Source organism: Rhizobium sp. USDA 4016 (assembly GCF_056279705.1).
This window is the reverse complement of the sequence record NZ_JBWCCY010000004.1, coordinates 1355525-1372678: the sequence shown is the minus strand read 5'-3', so window position 1 is coordinate 1372678 and position 17154 is coordinate 1355525. Positions and strand designations below refer to the sequence as shown.

The 17154-nt window shown below is 61.1% G+C and carries 16 protein-coding genes and 2 pseudogenes; 5 read left to right on the top strand and 13 right to left on the bottom strand.

Annotated features, from left to right (window positions below):
* On the top strand, positions 1 to 309 hold the full coding sequence (locus ACZ9DP_RS21855; protein WP_039845329.1) for an AzlD family protein: 309 nt from the start codon (positions 1 to 3) through the stop codon (positions 307 to 309).
* Positions 310 to 330: 21 nt separating this feature from the next.
* Here ACZ9DP_RS21855 and ACZ9DP_RS21850 read toward each other — a convergent pair whose 3' ends face one another.
* Positions 331 to 2166 carry an aminopeptidase P family protein gene (locus tag ACZ9DP_RS21850; protein ID WP_476203546.1) on the bottom strand — a complete coding sequence of 612 codons (1836 nt, stop codon included), beginning with the start codon at positions 2164 to 2166 and terminating at the stop codon, positions 331 to 333.
* Positions 2167 to 2443: 277 nt separating this feature from the next.
* Here ACZ9DP_RS21850 and ACZ9DP_RS21845 point away from each other — a divergent pair, with 277 nt between their 5' ends.
* Positions 2444 to 2617, top strand: coding sequence for a hypothetical protein (locus tag ACZ9DP_RS21845; RefSeq protein WP_165918524.1), 174 nt, complete (start codon positions 2444 to 2446; stop codon positions 2615 to 2617).
* A 156-nt stretch (positions 2618 to 2773) separates the two neighbouring features.
* Here the strand turns inward: ACZ9DP_RS21845 and ACZ9DP_RS21840 are convergent, their stop codons facing one another.
* The 3 genes from ACZ9DP_RS21840 to ACZ9DP_RS21830 are packed head-to-tail and all read right to left on the bottom strand — an operon-like array spanning position 2774 to position 5407.
* Positions 2774 to 3652: a 50S ribosomal protein L11 methyltransferase gene (locus tag ACZ9DP_RS21840; protein WP_194730020.1), complete on the bottom strand. Its 879-nt coding sequence runs from the start codon at positions 3650 to 3652 to the stop codon at positions 2774 to 2776.
* 17 nt (positions 3653 to 3669) lie between these two features.
* The gene (locus ACZ9DP_RS21835; protein WP_476203545.1) at positions 3670 to 4797 is read right to left on the bottom strand and encodes an FAD-dependent oxidoreductase; all 1128 of its coding nucleotides are present in this window, start codon (positions 4795 to 4797) and stop codon (positions 3670 to 3672) included.
* A 4-nt stretch (positions 4798 to 4801) separates the two neighbouring features.
* The gene (locus ACZ9DP_RS21830) at positions 4802 to 5407 is read right to left on the bottom strand and encodes an SCO family protein (protein ID WP_194730022.1); all 606 of its coding nucleotides are present in this window, start codon (positions 5405 to 5407) and stop codon (positions 4802 to 4804) included.
* A 132-nt stretch (positions 5408 to 5539) separates the two neighbouring features.
* Between ACZ9DP_RS21830 and ACZ9DP_RS21825 the strand changes: the two are divergent.
* Positions 5540 to 5845 (top strand): annotated as a pseudogene (locus ACZ9DP_RS21825) (methyl-accepting chemotaxis protein); the annotation flags it as partial.
* Between the two features lie 2 nt (positions 5846 to 5847).
* Positions 5848 to 6315, top strand: a complete 468-nt coding sequence (locus ACZ9DP_RS21820) for a chemotaxis protein CheW (protein WP_476203544.1) — start codon at positions 5848 to 5850, stop codon at positions 6313 to 6315.
* Between the two features lie 49 nt (positions 6316 to 6364).
* Here ACZ9DP_RS21820 and ACZ9DP_RS21815 read toward each other — a convergent pair whose 3' ends face one another.
* Complete coding sequence (locus ACZ9DP_RS21815) at positions 6365 to 6859, bottom strand: CreA family protein (RefSeq protein ID WP_194730023.1); 495 nt, start codon at positions 6857 to 6859, stop codon at positions 6365 to 6367.
* Positions 6860 to 6923: 64 nt separating this feature from the next.
* Positions 6924 to 7514 carry a 3'-5' exonuclease gene (locus ACZ9DP_RS21810; RefSeq protein ID WP_194730024.1) on the bottom strand — a complete coding sequence of 197 codons (591 nt, stop codon included), beginning with the start codon at positions 7512 to 7514 and terminating at the stop codon, positions 6924 to 6926.
* Positions 7515 to 7824: 310 nt separating this feature from the next.
* Here ACZ9DP_RS21810 and ACZ9DP_RS21805 point away from each other — a divergent pair, with 310 nt between their 5' ends.
* Positions 7825 to 8316 (top strand): GNAT family N-acetyltransferase, encoded by a 492-nt coding sequence (locus tag ACZ9DP_RS21805; protein ID WP_194730157.1) that lies wholly within the window; start codon positions 7825 to 7827, stop codon positions 8314 to 8316.
* 73 nt (positions 8317 to 8389) lie between these two features.
* Here ACZ9DP_RS21805 and ACZ9DP_RS21800 read toward each other — a convergent pair whose 3' ends face one another.
* The 7 genes and pseudogenes from ACZ9DP_RS21800 to ftsZ form a co-directional block, all read right to left on the bottom strand.
* Positions 8390 to 8584 (bottom strand): hypothetical protein, encoded by a 195-nt coding sequence (locus ACZ9DP_RS21800; RefSeq protein ID WP_476203543.1) that lies wholly within the window; start codon positions 8582 to 8584, stop codon positions 8390 to 8392.
* 112 nt (positions 8585 to 8696) lie between these two features.
* Positions 8697 to 8988, bottom strand: a pseudogene (locus tag ACZ9DP_RS21795) (type II toxin-antitoxin system HigB family toxin).
* A complete protein-coding gene (ligA, locus tag ACZ9DP_RS21790; RefSeq protein WP_194730025.1) occupies positions 8964 to 11120 on the bottom strand; it encodes an NAD-dependent DNA ligase LigA in 2157 nt (718 codons plus the stop codon). Before ligA ends, ACZ9DP_RS21795 begins: the two are co-directional and overlap by 25 nt.
* Before the next feature lie 236 nt (positions 11121 to 11356).
* Positions 11357 to 13030 (bottom strand): DNA repair protein RecN, encoded by a 1674-nt coding sequence (gene recN, locus ACZ9DP_RS21785; RefSeq protein ID WP_476203542.1) that lies wholly within the window; start codon positions 13028 to 13030, stop codon positions 11357 to 11359.
* Positions 13031 to 13043: 13 nt separating this feature from the next.
* Positions 13044 to 13913 carry an outer membrane protein assembly factor BamD gene (locus tag ACZ9DP_RS21780; protein WP_183922579.1) on the bottom strand — a complete coding sequence of 290 codons (870 nt, stop codon included), beginning with the start codon at positions 13911 to 13913 and terminating at the stop codon, positions 13044 to 13046.
* Between the two features lie 264 nt (positions 13914 to 14177).
* Entirely contained in the window at positions 14178 to 15134 is a 957-nt protein-coding gene (gene lpxC, locus ACZ9DP_RS21775; RefSeq protein WP_476203541.1) for a UDP-3-O-acyl-N-acetylglucosamine deacetylase, read from the bottom strand.
* 289 nt (positions 15135 to 15423) lie between these two features.
* The gene (gene ftsZ / locus ACZ9DP_RS21770) at positions 15424 to 17130 is read right to left on the bottom strand and encodes a cell division protein FtsZ (RefSeq protein ID WP_476203540.1); all 1707 of its coding nucleotides are present in this window, start codon (positions 17128 to 17130) and stop codon (positions 15424 to 15426) included.
* Positions 17131 to 17154: the final 24 nt, after the last annotated feature.

The window sequence follows — 17154 nt, the reverse complement described above, 5'->3', positions numbered from 1 at the left end:
ATGGAATTCGATCTCCAGATGGTCCTTGTGATCCTCGCATCGGCTGTTGCGACCTATGCAACGCGCATTGGCGGCTATGTGCTCATCACCACGATGAAACGCATCCCGCCGCGCATGGAGGCAGCCCTCAACGCCGTCCCTGCCGCCGTGCTGACGACCATCGTCGCACCGGCCTTCTTCGACGGCGGTTGGGATTCCAAGCTGGCGCTTGTCGTCGCCCTCATCGTCGGTCTCAGGGTGTCGCACACCTGGATGCTCGTCGCGGCCTGGCTTGTCGTCATGGCCTGGCGCCGCACGATCGGATTCTAGGGCCGCGCGGCGCTTTAAACCTCAATATTCCAGCGGCAGCGTCGCATTCTCCAGCCAGGCTTTGACGTCCTCGTCGTGGATTAGCGGCATCAGCGCTTCGCGGGTGCGGGCGTGATAATCGTTGAACCAGTGCAGCTCGTCATGCGTCAGCAGTTCGGGAATAACGATCGTGCGGTCGATCGGGCAGAAGGTCAGCGTCTCGAAGCCCAGCATCGGCATGTCGCCGCCATCGATGTCCTCCGCCTCGCGCACATAGATCAGGTTTTCTGTGCGGATACCGAAGCTGCCCGGCCGGTAATAACCCGGCTCGTTGGAAAGGATCATGCCGGGCAGCAGTTCCTGCGTCGAAAGCCTCGATATGCGCTGCGGCCCCTCGTGCACGGAAAGATACGAGCCGACGCCGTGGCCAGTTCCGTGCCCGAAATCGACGCCCGCCCGCCAGAGCGCGATGCGCGCCAGCGGGTCGAGATCGCAGCCCCGCGTGCCCTTCGGAAAGCGCGCCGTACTGATCTGGATCATGCCCTTCAGCACCAGTGTGAAAAAGCGCTTCTGCTCTTCCGAAACCGCGCCGATGCCGACGGTGCGGGTGATGTCCGTAGTGCCGTTGATGTATTGAGCGCCGGAATCGATCAGGAAAAGCTCGCCAGCATTGATCGTCCGGTCGGTGTCGACCGTCACGCGGTAGTGCATGATCGCGGCATGCTCGCCGGCGCCGGAAATCGTGTCGAAGGAAACATCCTTGAGCGGGTTCTGCATGTTCTGGCCGACGTTGGCGCGCACGGCCTCCAGCTTCTCGGCCGCGGCAATCTCCGTCACCGTGCCCGGCTTTTCCTGCGACAGCCAGTAGAGGAACTCGACCATCGCCGCGCCGTCCTGCAGGTGGGCCGCCGCCGAGCCGTTGAGTTCAACGCTGTTCTTCACCGCCCGCGGCAGCTTGGCAGGATCGGCACCCTCCACCACTTCGCCGCCTGCCTTGCGGACGATGTCGGCAAGCGCATAGGAGGCGATGTCCGGATCGATCATAACCCGGCGGCCATCCTTCGACACGGCCGCAAGCCGTTCGTCGAGCGAAGACGGCGGCAGTTGCACGCATATCTGCGCAAGATAGGCCTCCGGCTCGATGCTGGTCTTGCGCTTATCAAGGAACAGCTCGGCCTTGCCGTCTGCATGGATGATGGCACGGGCAAGCGGATGCGGCGTATGCGGAACGTCGGCACCGCGGATATTGAAGATCCACGCAATCGAAGACGGATCGGCGATCAGCACGGCTGCCGCATTCTTCTTGGCGAGATCAGCGGCAATCGTCGCAATCTTGTCCTTTGCCAGCGTGCCGGCCTGGGCGACATTCTGGATGACGACGGCCCCGAGCGGTTCAGCCGGCCGATCCGTCCAGAGCCTGTCGAGCGGATTGTGCGGCAGGATCACCAGCGTGCCGCCGATCTCGGCAAGCGCCTTTTCAAGACGCCGCACGTCGGCGCCCGAATGCAGCCACGGATCGATGCCGAGACGCATGCCATGCTTGCCGTCCTTGGCAATCCAGACATGCGGCGGCTCGTTGACGAGGTCGCCGCCGGTAAAGACGGAACTATCAACCTGCTCGGCAAGCTGCGTGACGTAGCGGCCGTCGACGAAAATGATCGCCTGGCTATGGGTGATGAGCGCAATGCCCGCAGACCCGGTGAAGCCGGTCAGCCACGCCAGGCGCTCCGCTCCCGCCGGCACATATTCGCCGTTGTACTCATCGGCACGCGGCACGAGAAAGGCGTCAATGCCGAGCGCCTCGAAACTCGCGCGCAGTTGCCCGACCCGATCGCGGCCGAATTGTGGCGTGGAGGTGACCTCAAAAGACTGGAACATCTGAAAACCCAATAGCTATATCCGAATCCGCCAAAAAGCGGGGCGGCCCATGTTATCGAAAAATCAGGGCAATGGGAGAAAAAGCAGCCACTTTGCCCCATGTCAGGCCGCTCAATACTTTGGCAGAAATGTGACAAGGAAACCGAAACTGGCACGCTTTATGCATTCAACGCATGGCTCCCATGAATGAAACCCTCTGCCTCAGGATTTGGGAATAGCTATATACGGCGCATCAAACGGCTTCGGAAACCGAGCCTGCAACGAAAAGGAAATGAAAATGACTGCCTCTCTGTCGCGCTTCGCTTACAGCAGCCCGGTGCAGGCTGGCGAACGCCAGACTGTGCATCACGTCATCGGTGCCCGCCGCCCGCTCAATGGGGATAGCCTCAAGATGCTCGGCACGGGCCACAAAGTTACGCACCACAAGGGTGTACCCAGCTACGCGTTCTGAGCTATTTGCCGTTTCGTTTCTCCTCCTCCCTCAACGGACCGGCAATCAGAACTGTAGAGCCCGCTCGAGCGCTCCTCCTCCTTCGAGCTCGCGGGCATGGCCGTTTAACGGTCGAAGGCGGTGCCAATGGCACCGCCTTCTTTTTTTGCCGGTAGCTTACGGACGGTCGAGATGGATCGTCACCCAGCCGTTTCGCCAGATGGTGCGGACGTGGCGGAGCTTCGCGCCATTATAGGCCGAAAGCACCTTCCAGCGCTGTTCTGCGAGGATGCCTGACAGGATCACCGAACCGGAAGGCGCCAGGTGCTCGGCCAGCTTCGGCGCCATCTTGATCAGCGGCCGCGCCAGAATATTGGCGATGATAAGGTCGAACGGCCCGTGTTCCGCAAAGGCCGTCGAATGAAAGCCTGGCGCAGTCTTCGCAACGATCCCCGAGGCAATGCCGTTCCGCCGCACGTTTTCGGCCGCGACACGCGTGGCGATCGGGTCGATGTCGGTTGCGAGAACTGGGATATTCTTGAGCTTGCGCACCGCAATCGCCAGGACGCCGCTGCCCGTGCCGAGGTCCAGCGCATTGCCGACCGGCCGCGAACGCAACACGCTGTCGATCACCTCCAGGCAGCCGGCCGTCGTGCCATGATGGCCGGTGCCGAAAGCCTGCCCCGCATCGATTTCGATACCGATATCCCCGGGGCGGACCTTGCCGCGGTCATGCGAGCCATGCACGAGGAAGCGCCCTGCCCGGACAGGCTTCAGGCCTTCAAGGGATTTCGCCACCCAATCGATATCGGGAATGACTTCGCGCTCGACCCTCAGGTCGGGGAACGGCGCCTTAAGCGCCTCCTCGACGCGAAGGCGAACCTCGTCCTCGTCCTCCCTCATCATATAGACGGAGGCTTCCCAGATATCCTTCTTCTCATCGATCTCGGTCGTCGCAATCGCGAAGTCCTCTTCACCGAAAACTTCGGTCAGAAGATCGAGAACCTGCCCGGCCTTCTTTTCGGCCGTCGTCACATACAGGCGAATTTCACTCACTCGAACTTTTCCTATTTCTATTGCGCGCCGTCGATCCAGACCGGCGGCGGCGTGTCATAACCGGCAACGCTGCGAAGAAACCGCCTGGCAAAGCCCGGAACGCGGATCAGCAGCGGTGTGAAAAAATTGCGAAGGCCGATCGCAACCGGATGATGCATGGTCACCAGCCTCGTTAGCCCATAGGTCTGCTTCAAGACCATTTTGACCGCCGGCATTCGAAGGTCCGCATAGTCCTGTTCCCTGCCTTCCGATATCAGATAGGCGAGCCAACAGGCATCCTCGATGCCGAGATTCATGCCACGGGCGCCCGCCGGCGAATGGATATGCGCCGCATCACCAGCGAGGAAGACGTTACCCTTCGACATTCGCTCGACATGCCGGAAATGGATGCGGAAATTCGCGGTCCACACCAATTCGCCGCCAGGCACCGGATGGGCGATGCGGCTTTCGAAATCGGGAAGCGTCGAGAGGTAGCGCACAGAATCACCGGAAACGGGAATCCGACCGACCATGCCGGGATTGAACAGGCTGATCTCGACGTAACGCGGATCGATCGGCTGCGGATAGCGGTAGTCCGCAAGATAGAAGGCCTTTTCGATCGCCTCGCCCGGGAAGCCGAGGCCTGCAGCCTTGCGCACGGTGGAATGTGCGCCATCGGCACCGATCAGGATATCGAGGTCGACTTCCTCGCGGGAGCCATCTGCGCGGCGCAGCGTCACATGCGGTCGGTCCATCGTGCCGGTGACGCTTTCAAGCACCGTCTGCCATTCAGGCTCGACTTCATAGTCGGAAAGCTTGCCGAGCAGCAGCCGTTCCGTATGGCCCTGCGCAAGCACCTGGATTGCCGGAAAGCGGCCGTCGATTTTGGAAGGATCGATCTCGAAAAGCACTTTCTTGCCCGACCGTACCCGAAAGCGATCGATCCGATAGGCCTCCTGCTGGATTGCGTCAGCGGCCCGGGAAGGCGAAAGCAAGGTCAGCGTGCGCGCATTGATGCCGGGCGCCCGGCTTTCCGAAAGCGGCACCGGGCCTACATCGCTGTCGATGATGCGCGGGCGAAAGCCTCGCCGGGCAAGCTCGATTGCTACCGCAAGACCCGTCGCGCCGGCACCGGCGATCAGGATGTTGCGATGCCCGGCCCCCATAGTTTCATCCCTTGCTGATCAAATTCTCCAGCTTCTTTACCGCCGTGTCCGGGTTTTCGCCATAGGCGATCGTGCCGGCGAAACGGCCCTCGGAATCAAGGAGGAAGACAGATGCCGTGTGATCCATCGTATATTCACCATTCGGATCCTTCTCATCGACCGGCACCTTCTTGGCGTAGACGCGGAAGCCCTTGATGACGTCGGCAACCTTCTCCGGCGGACCGGAGATGCCGGTGATGCGCTTCGAAACGTTCGAGACATACTGGTTCATGATTTCCGGCGTATCGCGCTCCGGATCGACCGTGACGAAATAGGCCTGTATCTTGTCGCCCGCCGGATCGACTTTCTCCATCCAGCCATTGAGTTCGAAGAGCGTCGTCGGGCAAACCTCGGGGCAATGCGTGAAGCCGAAGAACACCGCGGTCGGCTTGCCGCGCAACGCCTGCTCGGTGATCGGCTCGCCGCTTTGGGAAACGAGCGTGAACGGAACGCCGAACGGCCCCTCGGCGAGCGGCATATCCCTCGTCTTCGTGATGTTCAGCGTCAGCCATCCGAGCACCGCCGCGACGATGATGACGGCCACCCAAACAGCAACACGGAAATTCTTCATGTCTGCGACCCCTGAAAGCAAGCGGACGGCGCGGCCCGCGACTGCCCGCCTGATAGCTCTTCGGCGCCACGCACGCAATTCAACATCCCGTTTTCCTGCCCGTGATTAATTGCCTCACCCTCCGCATTGGCAGATGTTTGCGCATCGGCGGTGCACGTTAAATCAATCGTAACCTCTGCGAGCGAAAAATCCGTTAGACTGAACGACATCAACACTGCCATCAGCCACGGACGCCGAAATCCGATCCGCTGGGTAGGCAGTTCAAGACCGGCGAGGGCATGAACGCCCGTCACCCGCCGCGAGAAGCAACCGCCGCCTCGCATCCGAAACCTTTCACCTGCACGGAGCCTGATTGGCGAAGTCGCGGGCGCATTCAGTGGCGGCGCCGCCGCCAAAGCCGTGGCCGCTCCGGCCGGAGACAACTGGGAAGAATTCTGATCATGACAAGCGCCATCATCACACAGGCCGGTTCCCATCTCGAAATCGTTTCCTTTCATCTCGCCGAACAGGAATTCTGCATCGACATCATGGCGATCCGCGAAATCCGCGGATGGGCGCCGGTGACGCCAATGCCGCATACGCCGCCCTACGTGCTCGGCCTCATCAACCTTCGCGGTGCAGTGATCCCGGTCATCGACATGGCCTGCCGTCTCGGCATGAAGATGACGGAGCCGTCGGAGCGCTCCGCCATCATCGTCACCGACATCGCCGGCAAGCTCGTCGGCCTCCTCGTCGAGCAGGTTTCCGACATGATGACCATCAAGAGCGAAGACCTGCAGCCTGCGCCGGAAATCATCCCGGAAGCCCAGCGCGCCTTCTGCCGCGGCATCGTGGCGCTGGAAAAGACCATGGTCTGCTTCCTGAACCTCGACACTGTCATCGCCGACGAACTGGCACAGGCTGCGTAAGAAGCCTTCCGCTCAAAACCAGGGGCCCGGCGAAAACTGGGCCTTTTCGTTATTGCGGCTTGCCGTTCTTCCAGGTGACGTTCTGGCCGTAGAGCGGGATCGTCGAGATCGACATCTTCGCCGAGCCATCTGTCAGCTCGCGCGAATGTGCGAGATAGATCAGCGTGTCGTTGGACTTGTCGTAGATGCGGTTAACGACCAGCTTCTTCCAGATGAGCGACATGCCCGCCTTGAACACCTCGTCGCCATCTCTCGAGAGATTGATGTCACCGATTTCGATCGGTCCCGTCTGGCGGCAGGCGATCGAATTGTTCGAGGGATCCTCGAACCAGTTGCCGTTTTTCACCCGGTCGATCACGCTGCGGTCGAAATAAGTGACGTGGCAGGTCACGCCCTTCACCTCCGGATCGGCGATGGCATCGACGATGATGTCGTTGCCGATCCAGTCGACGCCGACCTTGCCAACGACCTCGGCAGACGCGGCCCCTGCGCTAAGCGCGGCAACCGAAGCGGCGGAAAGAACAAGCTTGCGCAAAGTGGACATGGCGGCTCCGTGAATAATCCGCTTCACTAGATAAGTACGGCCACCGCCAAAACAAGAAAGCTGGCTATGCCTTGCGGCAGGTGCAGGGCTCGTAGCCGTTTGCGGTGAGCCTGCCGGGTGTCATGCCGATTGCCGCGGGAATGGCATGCACCGCAACGGCCTTGACGGCCCTTGCCATCTCGATCGCCGCATGGGCGCAGACTGCAGCATCCTCCGCGGCATTGTGGTGGGAAAAGCGCAGGCCGAGATGCTCGGCGATCACGTTCAATCTGTGCGAGAGGAACTGCGGCCAGATGCGCTGCGCCATCTTGAGGCTGCAGAGATAACTGAGTTCCGGATAGGACTGGCGATAAAGGTCGAGCGAAGCGCGCCAGACGCTGAAATCGAAGGCGGCATTGTGCGCGATCATCGTCGCGCCCCGGAAATCATCGTGGAATTCCTCCATGACTTCCGGAAATTCCGGCGCATCTTCCACATGCTCGGGCCGGATGCCGTGGATTGCGATATTCATCCCGGAAAAACGCATATCCTTCGGCCGGATCAGCCGTTCCTCGACACGAGTGACCCTGCCCTCATCGATCCAGGCAAGCCCGACCGAACAGGCGCTGCCGCGCTGCTCATTGGCCGTTTCGAAATCGATGGCGATGGTCTTCAAGGCTGCTCCGCGATTCTGCCCTCAACGACAGGCTTATCGCGCGGCTTCAGCCAGGCAAATGCCGCAGGTTGACTTTCGCGAAAGGATCAACGACTTTTTGCTGATGATCCGATCGAACATCATTCCCACGGCCATCCATATGACCACGACCCATGCAGGGTGCGGGGCAGCATTGGCACGTTAGCCGTCCGATCAGTCCCGAAAGCCCTGCCGAGGTGAGCAGGGTTTTTGAAGTCTGCTCTCCTCTTTCAAATTCAAGGAGAGCATTTTGAAAGCGATAGAAAACAATCCATCCGAACGTCCGCCAGCGATGGCAGGCTTGACCATTCGGGCGTTGCGCGCCTCCGATATCGAGGCAGTGACGGCGCTCATCAACCTGCCAGGCTTCCGCTTCGGCACCCTGCGCCTGCCCTATCAAACCGTCGACGAAACCCGCAAACGCTTCGAAAACGCCGGCCCTGGCCAGGTCAACCTCGTTGCGGAATTGGACGACCGGATCGTCGGTGACGCAGGCATGATGCGCTATCTGGGGCGGCGCAGCCATGCAGCCAGCATCGGCATGGGGGTCCACGACGATTTCACCGGCAAGGGCATCGGCAGCGCATTGCTCGCCGAACTCATCGACATGGCCGACAACTGGATGAACATAAAACGACTGGAACTATCGGTGTACACCGACAACGAGGCCGCGATCGCCCTCTACAGAAGATTCGGCTTCGAAGAGGAAGGCCTGCTCAAGGCCTTTGCCTTCCGTGCCGGGGGGTATGTCGACGCTTATGCGATGGCGCGGGTGCGCCTCTAGCCGGTCTAAGCCAGGGCCAGCTAGTAAGGCTTTCCGAGGCGATCGGCCAGAATGGCCCCATGCCTCGTTGAGCTTAACGATCATTTCCACCGTAGCGCGCGCTTGCGACGGAGAATCTCGAAGGCCCGGGAACGGGATCCAAAAACATCGCCGCGGTCAGCCTGCGTGCGGCCGGCATGTCCACGAAGGCATGAAGAAAGTCGACCGGCTCCACTTCGGCCGCCGGAAAGTGCCGGCTTTCATAGGCTTCGATAAGATCGGAAAGCACTCGGATCGATCCGCCTCCGCGCAGCCGGTTGCCAGAGGCGCACCGAAATACGGTGTGATTTCGCCAATCGCCCAAGCGAGATCAGCATCGCTTCCAATCGGCCCGATGTCCGTTACACAATCTGCGGATCGATCCTGTCACATTCAGCATGCGTCCCGACAAATTTGATCAGCCCACGGCCATAACTATGCGCGACATGCACGATCAACCGGTATTTTGCGGCCGATGTCGAAGATCACCCTGTGATAGCCAGCGAGATCGACGTTGGTGCCGAATGTCTTCTTGATATCTGACGGTCCCGTCCGGTTCGCCTTGCTGACGATTGAATACCGAACGCCTAAAGGCACCTTCGCCCGAGGATGCCGCTCCTCAAGTGAGCTTATCCACGGATCAGCGCCAGCCACTCGTCCTCATCCATGGTCTGGACGCCAAGCTCGCGTGCCTTGTCGAGCTTCGAGCCCGCACCCGGTCCGGCAACGACGATATCGGTCTTCTTGGAGACCGATCCGGCGACCTTTGCGCCGAGGCTCTCGGCTTTGGCTTTGGCCTCGTCGCGGGTGAACTTCTCGAGCGAGCCGGTGAAGACCACCGTCTTGCCGGAAACCGGGCTGCCGGAGGTGACCGGCTGCTCCGCCTCCTGCGGCGTCACTTCCGAAAGCAGGGCCGAGATTACCTCGACATTGCGCGGCTCCTTGTAGAACTCCACGATCGCGCGGGCGACGATCTCACCGATGCCTTCGATGGCGTTCAGGTCGTTCCAGGCATCGCCGGAGAGTGGCGCGGCCTCCTTCATCGCCGCGGCAAAAGCCTCGTAGGTGCCGTAGGAGCGCGCCAGCAGCTTTGCCGTCGTCTCGCCGACATGGCGGATGCCCAGCGCGTAGATGAAGCGGTGAAGCGCGATGCTGCGCCGTTCGTTGATCGCCGCATATAGCTTGCCGACGCTGACCTTGCCGAAGCCTTCGATATTTTCGAGCTTCGTCAACGAATTCTGCTGGCGCCGCTCCAGCGTGAAGATATCCGGCGCGGTGCGGATCCTCAGTGCCTCCTCGTCGCTCTCGAAGAAGAAGTCGATCTGTTTCGATCCCAGGCCCTCGATATCCAAGGCATTGCGCGAGACAAAATGCTTGAGATGCTCGGTTGCCTGCGCCCGGCACACGAAGCCGCCGGTGCAGCGCGTGACCGAATCGAGCTTTCCGGTTTTCTCGTTTCTTTCGCGCACCGCATGCGAACCGCAGACCGGGCAGCGCTTCGGAAACTCGTAGGGCACCGCGTCCGCCGGCCGCTTTTCCATGACGACATCGAGCACTTGCGGGATGACGTCGCCGGCCCGCTGCACGATCACGGTATCACCAATCCGGATATCGTGCTCCTCGTCGCGAATGGGCTCACCGGAATTGCCGAGACCCTTGATGTAATCCTCGTTGTGAAGCGTCGCGTTAGTCACTACCACACCGCCGACGGTGACGGGCGTAAGCCGCGCAACAGGCGTCAATGCACCGGTACGCCCCACCTGAATCTCGATCTTCTCGACGGTGGTGAAGGCCTGTTCCGCCGGGAATTTATGCGCCGTCGCCCAGCGCGGGCTGCGCGAGCGGAAGCCAAGGCGCTGCTGCAGTTCAAGGCTGTCGACCTTATAGACGACGCCGTCGATATCGTAGTCGAGGTCGGGGCGCTTCAGGCCGATCTCGTCGTAATGGGCGAGGATATCGGCCACAGAATTCAGCCGCTTCATCGCCGGATTGACCGGAAAGCCCCAGTCCCTGAAGCGCTGTACCATGTCGAATTGCGTGTCGGCCGGCATGTCGGACATTTCGCCCCAGGCGTAGGCAAAAAATTTCAGCTTGCGGCTTGCCGTCACCTTCGCGTCGAGCTGGCGCAGCGATCCGGCTGCCGTGTTGCGCGGGTTGACATAGGTCTGCTTTCCCTCGGCCTCCATCTGCTTGTTGAGCGCCATAAAGTCGCTCTTTGCCATGTAGACTTCACCGCGCACTTCCACGACGGCCGGCACCCCCTTCGGCAGTTCGTTCGGAATCTCCTTGATGGTGCGGATATTGGCCGTGACGTTCTCGCCCGTTGTGCCGTCGCCGCGCGTTGCAGCCGTCACCAGCCTGCCGTTCTCGTAACGGATCGACATGGAGAGCCCATCGATCTTCGGTTCGGCGGTAAAGGCGATCGACTGGTCCGGCAGGCGCCCGAGGAAGCGATAGACGCCGGCCACAAAATCCTGCACGTCCTCCTGCGAAAACGTATTGTCGAGCGACAGCATCGGGCGCGCATGGACGACCGGCGCAAAGGTCACCGAAGGTGCAGCGCCGACGCGGCGCGACGGGCTGTCTTGGCGGATCAGCTCCGGAAACCGCGCCTCGATCGCATCGTTGCGCCGCTTCAGTGCATCGTAATCGGCGTCCGAAATCTCCGGCTGATCCTTGCCATGATAGAGCGCGTCGTGATGGGCGACCTCTTTCGCCAGCCGCGCGAGCTCGGTGGCGGCATCATCGATCGTCAGGTCTTCAACTGCAACGGATTCGGTCGGCATACGGGATCACTCCAGAGAATCTGGAATCGTTTTAGAGCAAAAATTATGGATTGAAAGAGAGGTGGATGAGGCCGCCCTTCTTCCGCCTGCCGGCACCTTCTCCCCGTTGTGACGGGGAGAAGGTATATGCCCGCGCCGTTTCAGCAGTACGTCCGCTTGAGTGAAGCACGTCCCCACTCCCGTCAAAACGGGGGAGAAGTTGGGGCGAAGATCAATCCCACGGCATGACCTTGTGCCTAACCATTTCCCGCCAACAGCCGAGCCGCAGCCGCCCTCGCCTCTTCGGTCACGGAGGCTCCAGCAAGCATGCGGGCGATTTCTTCCGTGCGGTCCTTGTGCACCATCGTCGCGACGCGCGTGGCAATCTTTTCAGAGCCGTCAGAAACCGGTCCCTTGGAGATAAGCAGGTGCGTTGCTGCACGCGCGGCGACCTGCGGGGCATGGGTGACCGAGAGAACCTGCACGCGGTCGGAGAGCCGCTTCAGTCGCTGGCCGATCGCATCGGCAACGGCACCACCGACACCGGTGTCGATTTCGTCAAAGACGAGCGTCGGCGCCGAACCGCGATCGGCAAGCGCCACTTTCAGAGCAAGCAGGAAGCGCGAAAGCTCGCCGCCCGATGCCACCTTCATGATCGAGCCCGGACGCGTCCCGGGGTTCGTCTGAACGTGAAACTCGACGACATCGATGCCCTCGGCCGTTGCGTCTGCCGCGTCGGTCGTCATCTCGACCATGAAGCGCGCACGCTCCAGCTTGAGCGCCGGCAATTCCGCCATGACGGCGGCGGCGAGCGCTTCGCCTGCGTGGTGACGCTTGTCCGAAAGCGAGCGGGCCGCGGCATCGTAATTCGCCTTGGCGACACCCACCTCGGCTTCGAGCTTCACCAGCTTCTCCTCGCCGGCATCGAGATCGGCAAGGTCGGCGATCATTCGCACGGCAAGCGCCGGAAGCTCGGTCACAGGCACGGAATATTTGCGGGACGCGGCGCGCAGGGCAAAGAGTCGCTCCTCGACGCGCTCCAGTTCCTTCGGATCGAATTCCGTCTTTCGGAGTGCTGCCTCCACTTCCATCTGCGCGTTGGAAAGCTGGTCCAGAGCCGCATCGAGCAGCGCCACCGTGTCTTCCAGCAGTCCAGGCGCCTCGTGGCTCTTGCGCTCCAGGCGGCGCACCAGCGAGGCGATATGCGGCACCGGAGAGGCATTGCCGTTCAAAAACTCGGAGGCCTCGGCGATGTCGCCTGCAATGCGTTGCGCTTTCATCATCTTCTGGCGGCGGTCGGCAAGCTCCTCCTCCTCGCCGTCCTGCGGCGAGAGCTTTTCCAACTCGTCGACGGAGGACCGGAGATAGTCGGCTTCGCGGGCCGCGTTCTCCACCTTTTCGCGATGCTTTTTCAGCGTTCGCTCCGCGTCGCGCCAGATGCGGTAAAGCTCGGAGACCGCCGCCGCATCCTCGTTGATGCCGGCGAAGGCATCGAGCAGAAGCCGGTGCGCATGCGTATCGACAAGCGCACGGTCATCGTGCTGGCCGTGGATTTCGACGAGCATCTGCCCGGCCTGGCGCATCAGCTGCACGCTCACCGGCTGATCGTTGACATAGGCCTTGGTGCGGCCGTCGGCCGATTGCTGGCGCCGGAAGATGAGGTCGCCCTCGTCATCAATCCCGTTCTCGCGCAGAAGCTGGCGGACACCGTGATCCATCGGCACGTCGAAGACGGCCGTCACCTGCCCTTTGTCCTCGCCGTGGCGCACGAGACCGCCGTCGCCGCGCCCGCCAAGCGCCAGCGAAAGACTGTCGAGGAGAATGGATTTGCCGGCACCGGTTTCGCCCGTCAGAACCGAGAGCCCGGTTTCGAAGGCAAGATCCAGCCGCTCGATCAGAACGATATCGCGGATCGAAAGCTGGATCAGCATTGCGTGTCAGGCCTCACGAGCCGAGCAGCAGCTTCCTGCCGGCTGCGGAAATCCAGGAGCCCTTGTTCTCCCGGGGCTCCGCACCGCCCGACTGCAGCAGCTTGAAGGAATCGGCATACCACTGGCTATCCGGATAGTTGTGACCGAGAACGGCGGCTGCCGTCTGGGCTTCTTCGACGATTCCCATCGCGTAATAGGCCTCGACGAGACGCGCCAGCGCTTCCTCGATCTGATTCGTGTTCGGATACTTCTCAACCACGATACGGAAGCGGGAGACGGCTGCAAGATATTCCTTGCGCTCGAGATAATAACGGCCGACCTGCATTTCCTTGCCAGCGAGCTGGTCGCGGGCGTAGCGGATCTTGGCCTGCGCGTCGTCGACATATTCGGAGTCCGGATAGTTGTCGATGACGGCCTGCATGGCTTCGATGGTCTTGGAGGAAGCCCGCTGATCCTGCGTCACGTCGGAAATCTGCTTCGAATAGCTGAGGCCGATCAGATACTGAACATATGCCGCATCTTCAGACTTCGGATATTGCGCCATATAGCGGTTGCCCGATGCGAGGGCGTCGTCGATCTTGCCCTGGCGGTACTTCACGAAGGTGCTCATCACGAGAGCCTTGCGCGCCCATTCGGAGAACGGGTTTTCGCGGTCGATCGCGTCGAACTTGCGCGCGGCTTCGGCCATGTTGCCGGCCTTCATGTTGGCAAGCGCCTGGTTGTAGAGGACGTCCGGCGGATCGTTGTTAAGGCCGAGCTTGGTGATGTCGATATCAGGGTCCGACTGGCAACCGGAAATCAAGGCGCCTGCACTCAAAATCACGAGCGATGCGAGCAAAGCGCGCGCTGTCTTCATCATACCTTCAGACCTTGCATAATCCATAGAAGAATCCCAACTGCCGCTACCCCACCCTGCGGCAGCCACACCTCGCGGGCGTTTCTAGCCACAAATGTGTGGCGAGAGCAACGCAATGATGAGCCATTAACGCATTTTTGTGGCAGCAAGCGTCAGAATATCCCGGTTTTTGACTTTAATCGGACCTGTTGCTCCTAAGCATATGCTGCAGAACAGTTATCGGCTTACGGAAGTGCTAAAAAAAACCGCCTCCCGAAGGAGGCGGCCCTGGCCTGAAATTTGGTGTGGAGGTCATGCCGACCAGGGGGCGAATCCGGGAGCGTTAACGGCGACGAAATCGCGGGGTGTAACGCGCGGGCGCGCAGCAGAAGTCTCGACAACTTCGTAGGCAGTCGTGTCGCTGAGCAGCGCCTTCAAAGCATTGGCATTCATCTTGTGACCACCGCGATAAGAGCGGTAGCAGCCGATGAAGGGAGCGCCGGCAAGTGCCAGGTCGCCGACGGCATCGAGCGCCTTGTGACGCACGAACTCATCCTTTGCGTAGCGCAGGCCTTCGACGTTGATGACCGTATTGTCGTCGGAGATGACGACTGAATTCTCAAGCGACGAACCGAGCGCATGGCCGGAGGCCCAGAGACGCTCCACGTCACGCATGAAGCCGAAGGTGCGTGCGCGCGACAGTTCGGACTTGAAGGTCGCTGCCGTCAGATTTCCTTCCCATTTCTGATGGCCGATCAGCGGGCATTCGAAATCGATCTCGACTTCGAAGCGCGTGCCGTCATACGGACGGAACTCGCTCCAGGAGCCGCCATGCTCGATGCGAACCGGCTTGGTGATGCGGATATAGCGGCGCTTCACGCCGAGCGAAACGAGGCCAATCTGCTCGATCGCCTCGATAAAGGGTGCCGAACTGCCGTCCATGATCGGCATTTCGGCGCCGTAAACCTCGATCACGACGTTATCGAGACCGAGCGCGTAGAGCGCTGCCATGACATGTTCGATCGTCGCAACCGAATGCGCCGGGGAAAAGCCAAGGACGGTGCAAAGATCGGTGCTGCCGACCTGAGCGGAGACGGCACGCAGCTCGGTGACGCTGCCGTCGTCATGCATGCGATGGAAAACGACGCCGGTATCGACTTCAGCTGGATTGAAAGTAATGGTGACTTCCGCGCCGGAATGGACGCCGGCGCCCGAAAGCGTCACCGGGCGCGAAACCGTCGTCTGGAAGCCAAGCATGCCAATAACCATAAAATTCTGCCTTTATTGCATTTACGGTCCGTAGCGCCAAAAGCACCGAATAACCAACCGCCAACCTATTTTGCCCATCGCCGAATTGTCGCCATGAAGGCGGCAAGGCACGGTCCCATGACGTCATTCATACGTGCGGCCGGGCTCCAATCCAAATCACTGTTCGTTTCGCTTTGTTACGAAACCATCCGCTTGAAATGATTTAGGAATCATCAACTTATATGACACTTTGAAACAGCTGCGCCCGGAACCGTGATCCCGGGCGCATGCGTGGCGATTCTGTGTCCGCTCAGTTCGACTGGCGGCGCAAGAAGGCAGGAATCTCAAGCTGGTCGTCTTCCTGCATCATGCGGGCCTGCGGAACACTGCGGCCCTGGTCGTCGAGATTGCCGCGGCGTGGCGCATAAAGGCTCGCCTCGGGCGAGAGCGGGCGGCGCTGCTGCGAAGCGGCGGCAGGCGCTGCCGTCATCTCGGGAGCGACTTCCTCTTCGCGGCGGCCGAGCGAATTGGTGATTCGCTTCAGCAGGCCCATCGGGCCGCGCTCCTCATGCGCCTGTGCGGCAGCTGGTTGGGCGCGGTGATCGATCTCGGCCTGAACGACCGGCGGGAAGTCCTCGACCTTCGGCATGCGGACCGGCTGCTGCATGGCAGGTTCCTGGCGAACCGGCTGCTGCTGCATGACCGGCTGCGGCGCCGGCTGGCTCATAACAGGTGCCGGCGCGGGCTGCACCGGAGCCGGGCGAGCGGCCGGAGCTTCTTGAGCGGCTGCGAAGATGCGGCTCTGCGGACGAAACGCGTCCTGAGCAACAGGCTGCTGAACCGGAGCTGCAGGCCGCGGAGCCGGGATTTCGAGCTCGCGTTCGATCTCGGCTTCTGCCATGCGGATGGTCTGCGCGATCGGATCGGCCGGCTTCGGTGCCTGCATGACTGGCGCAGGCTGAACTGCGGCCGGTGCCGGAGCAACGGCCGCGGAAGGACGGATAGTCGGCTTGGCGGCAGACTGGAAGTTCTTCGCAGCAGCTTCGTTCATCGCACGGTCGATACCGGTCGCAACGACAGAGACACGGATGATGCCTTCGAGCGATTCGTCGAAGGTCGCGCCGAGGATGATGTTGGCATCCGGATCGACTTCTTCGCGAATGCGGGTCGCAGCCTCGTCGACTTCGAAGAGCGTCAGGTCGCGGCCGCCGGTGATGGAGATCAGGAGGCCCTGAGCACCCTTCATCGAGGTTTCATCGAGCAGCGGGTTGGCGATTGCAGCTTCGGCAGCCTGCATCGCGCGTCCCTGGCCGGATGCTTCGCCGGTGCCCATCATCGCGCGGCCCATTTCGCGCATGACCGAGCGGACGTCGGCGAAATCGAGGTTGATGAGACCTTCCTTCACCATCAGATCGGTGATGCAGGCAACGCCCGAATAGAGAACCTGGTCGGCCATGGCGAAAGCGTCGGCGAAGGTCGTCTTATCGTTTGCGATACGGAAGAGGTTCTGGTTCGGAATGACGATCAGCGTATCGACTGACTTCTGCAGTTCCTCGATGCCGGATTCGGCAAGACGCATGCGGCGACCGCCTTCGAAGTGGAACGGCTTGGTGACGACGCCGACGGTCAGGATGCCCTTGTTGCGCGCGGCCTGCGCGACGACCGGGGCAGCACCCGTACCTGTGCCGCCGCCCATGCCGGCGGTGACGAAGCACATATGCGTGCCGTTGAGGTGATCGATGATCTCATCGATGCACTCTTCGGCGGCTGCGCGGCCGACTTCCGGCTGCGAACCGGCACCGAGACCCTCGGTGACGTTGGCGCCGAGCTGGATGATGCGTTCGGCCTTCGTCATGGTCAGCGCCTGGGCATCCGTATTGGCAACGACGAAGTCGACGCCCTGGAGACCGGCAGAGATCATGTTGTTGACAGCATTGCCGCCGCCGCCGCCGACACCGAACACGGTGATACGCGGCTTCAGCTCAGTGATATCCGGCTTTTGCAGCTTGATAGTCATGGTACCTGTTCCTTCTCTTTATGG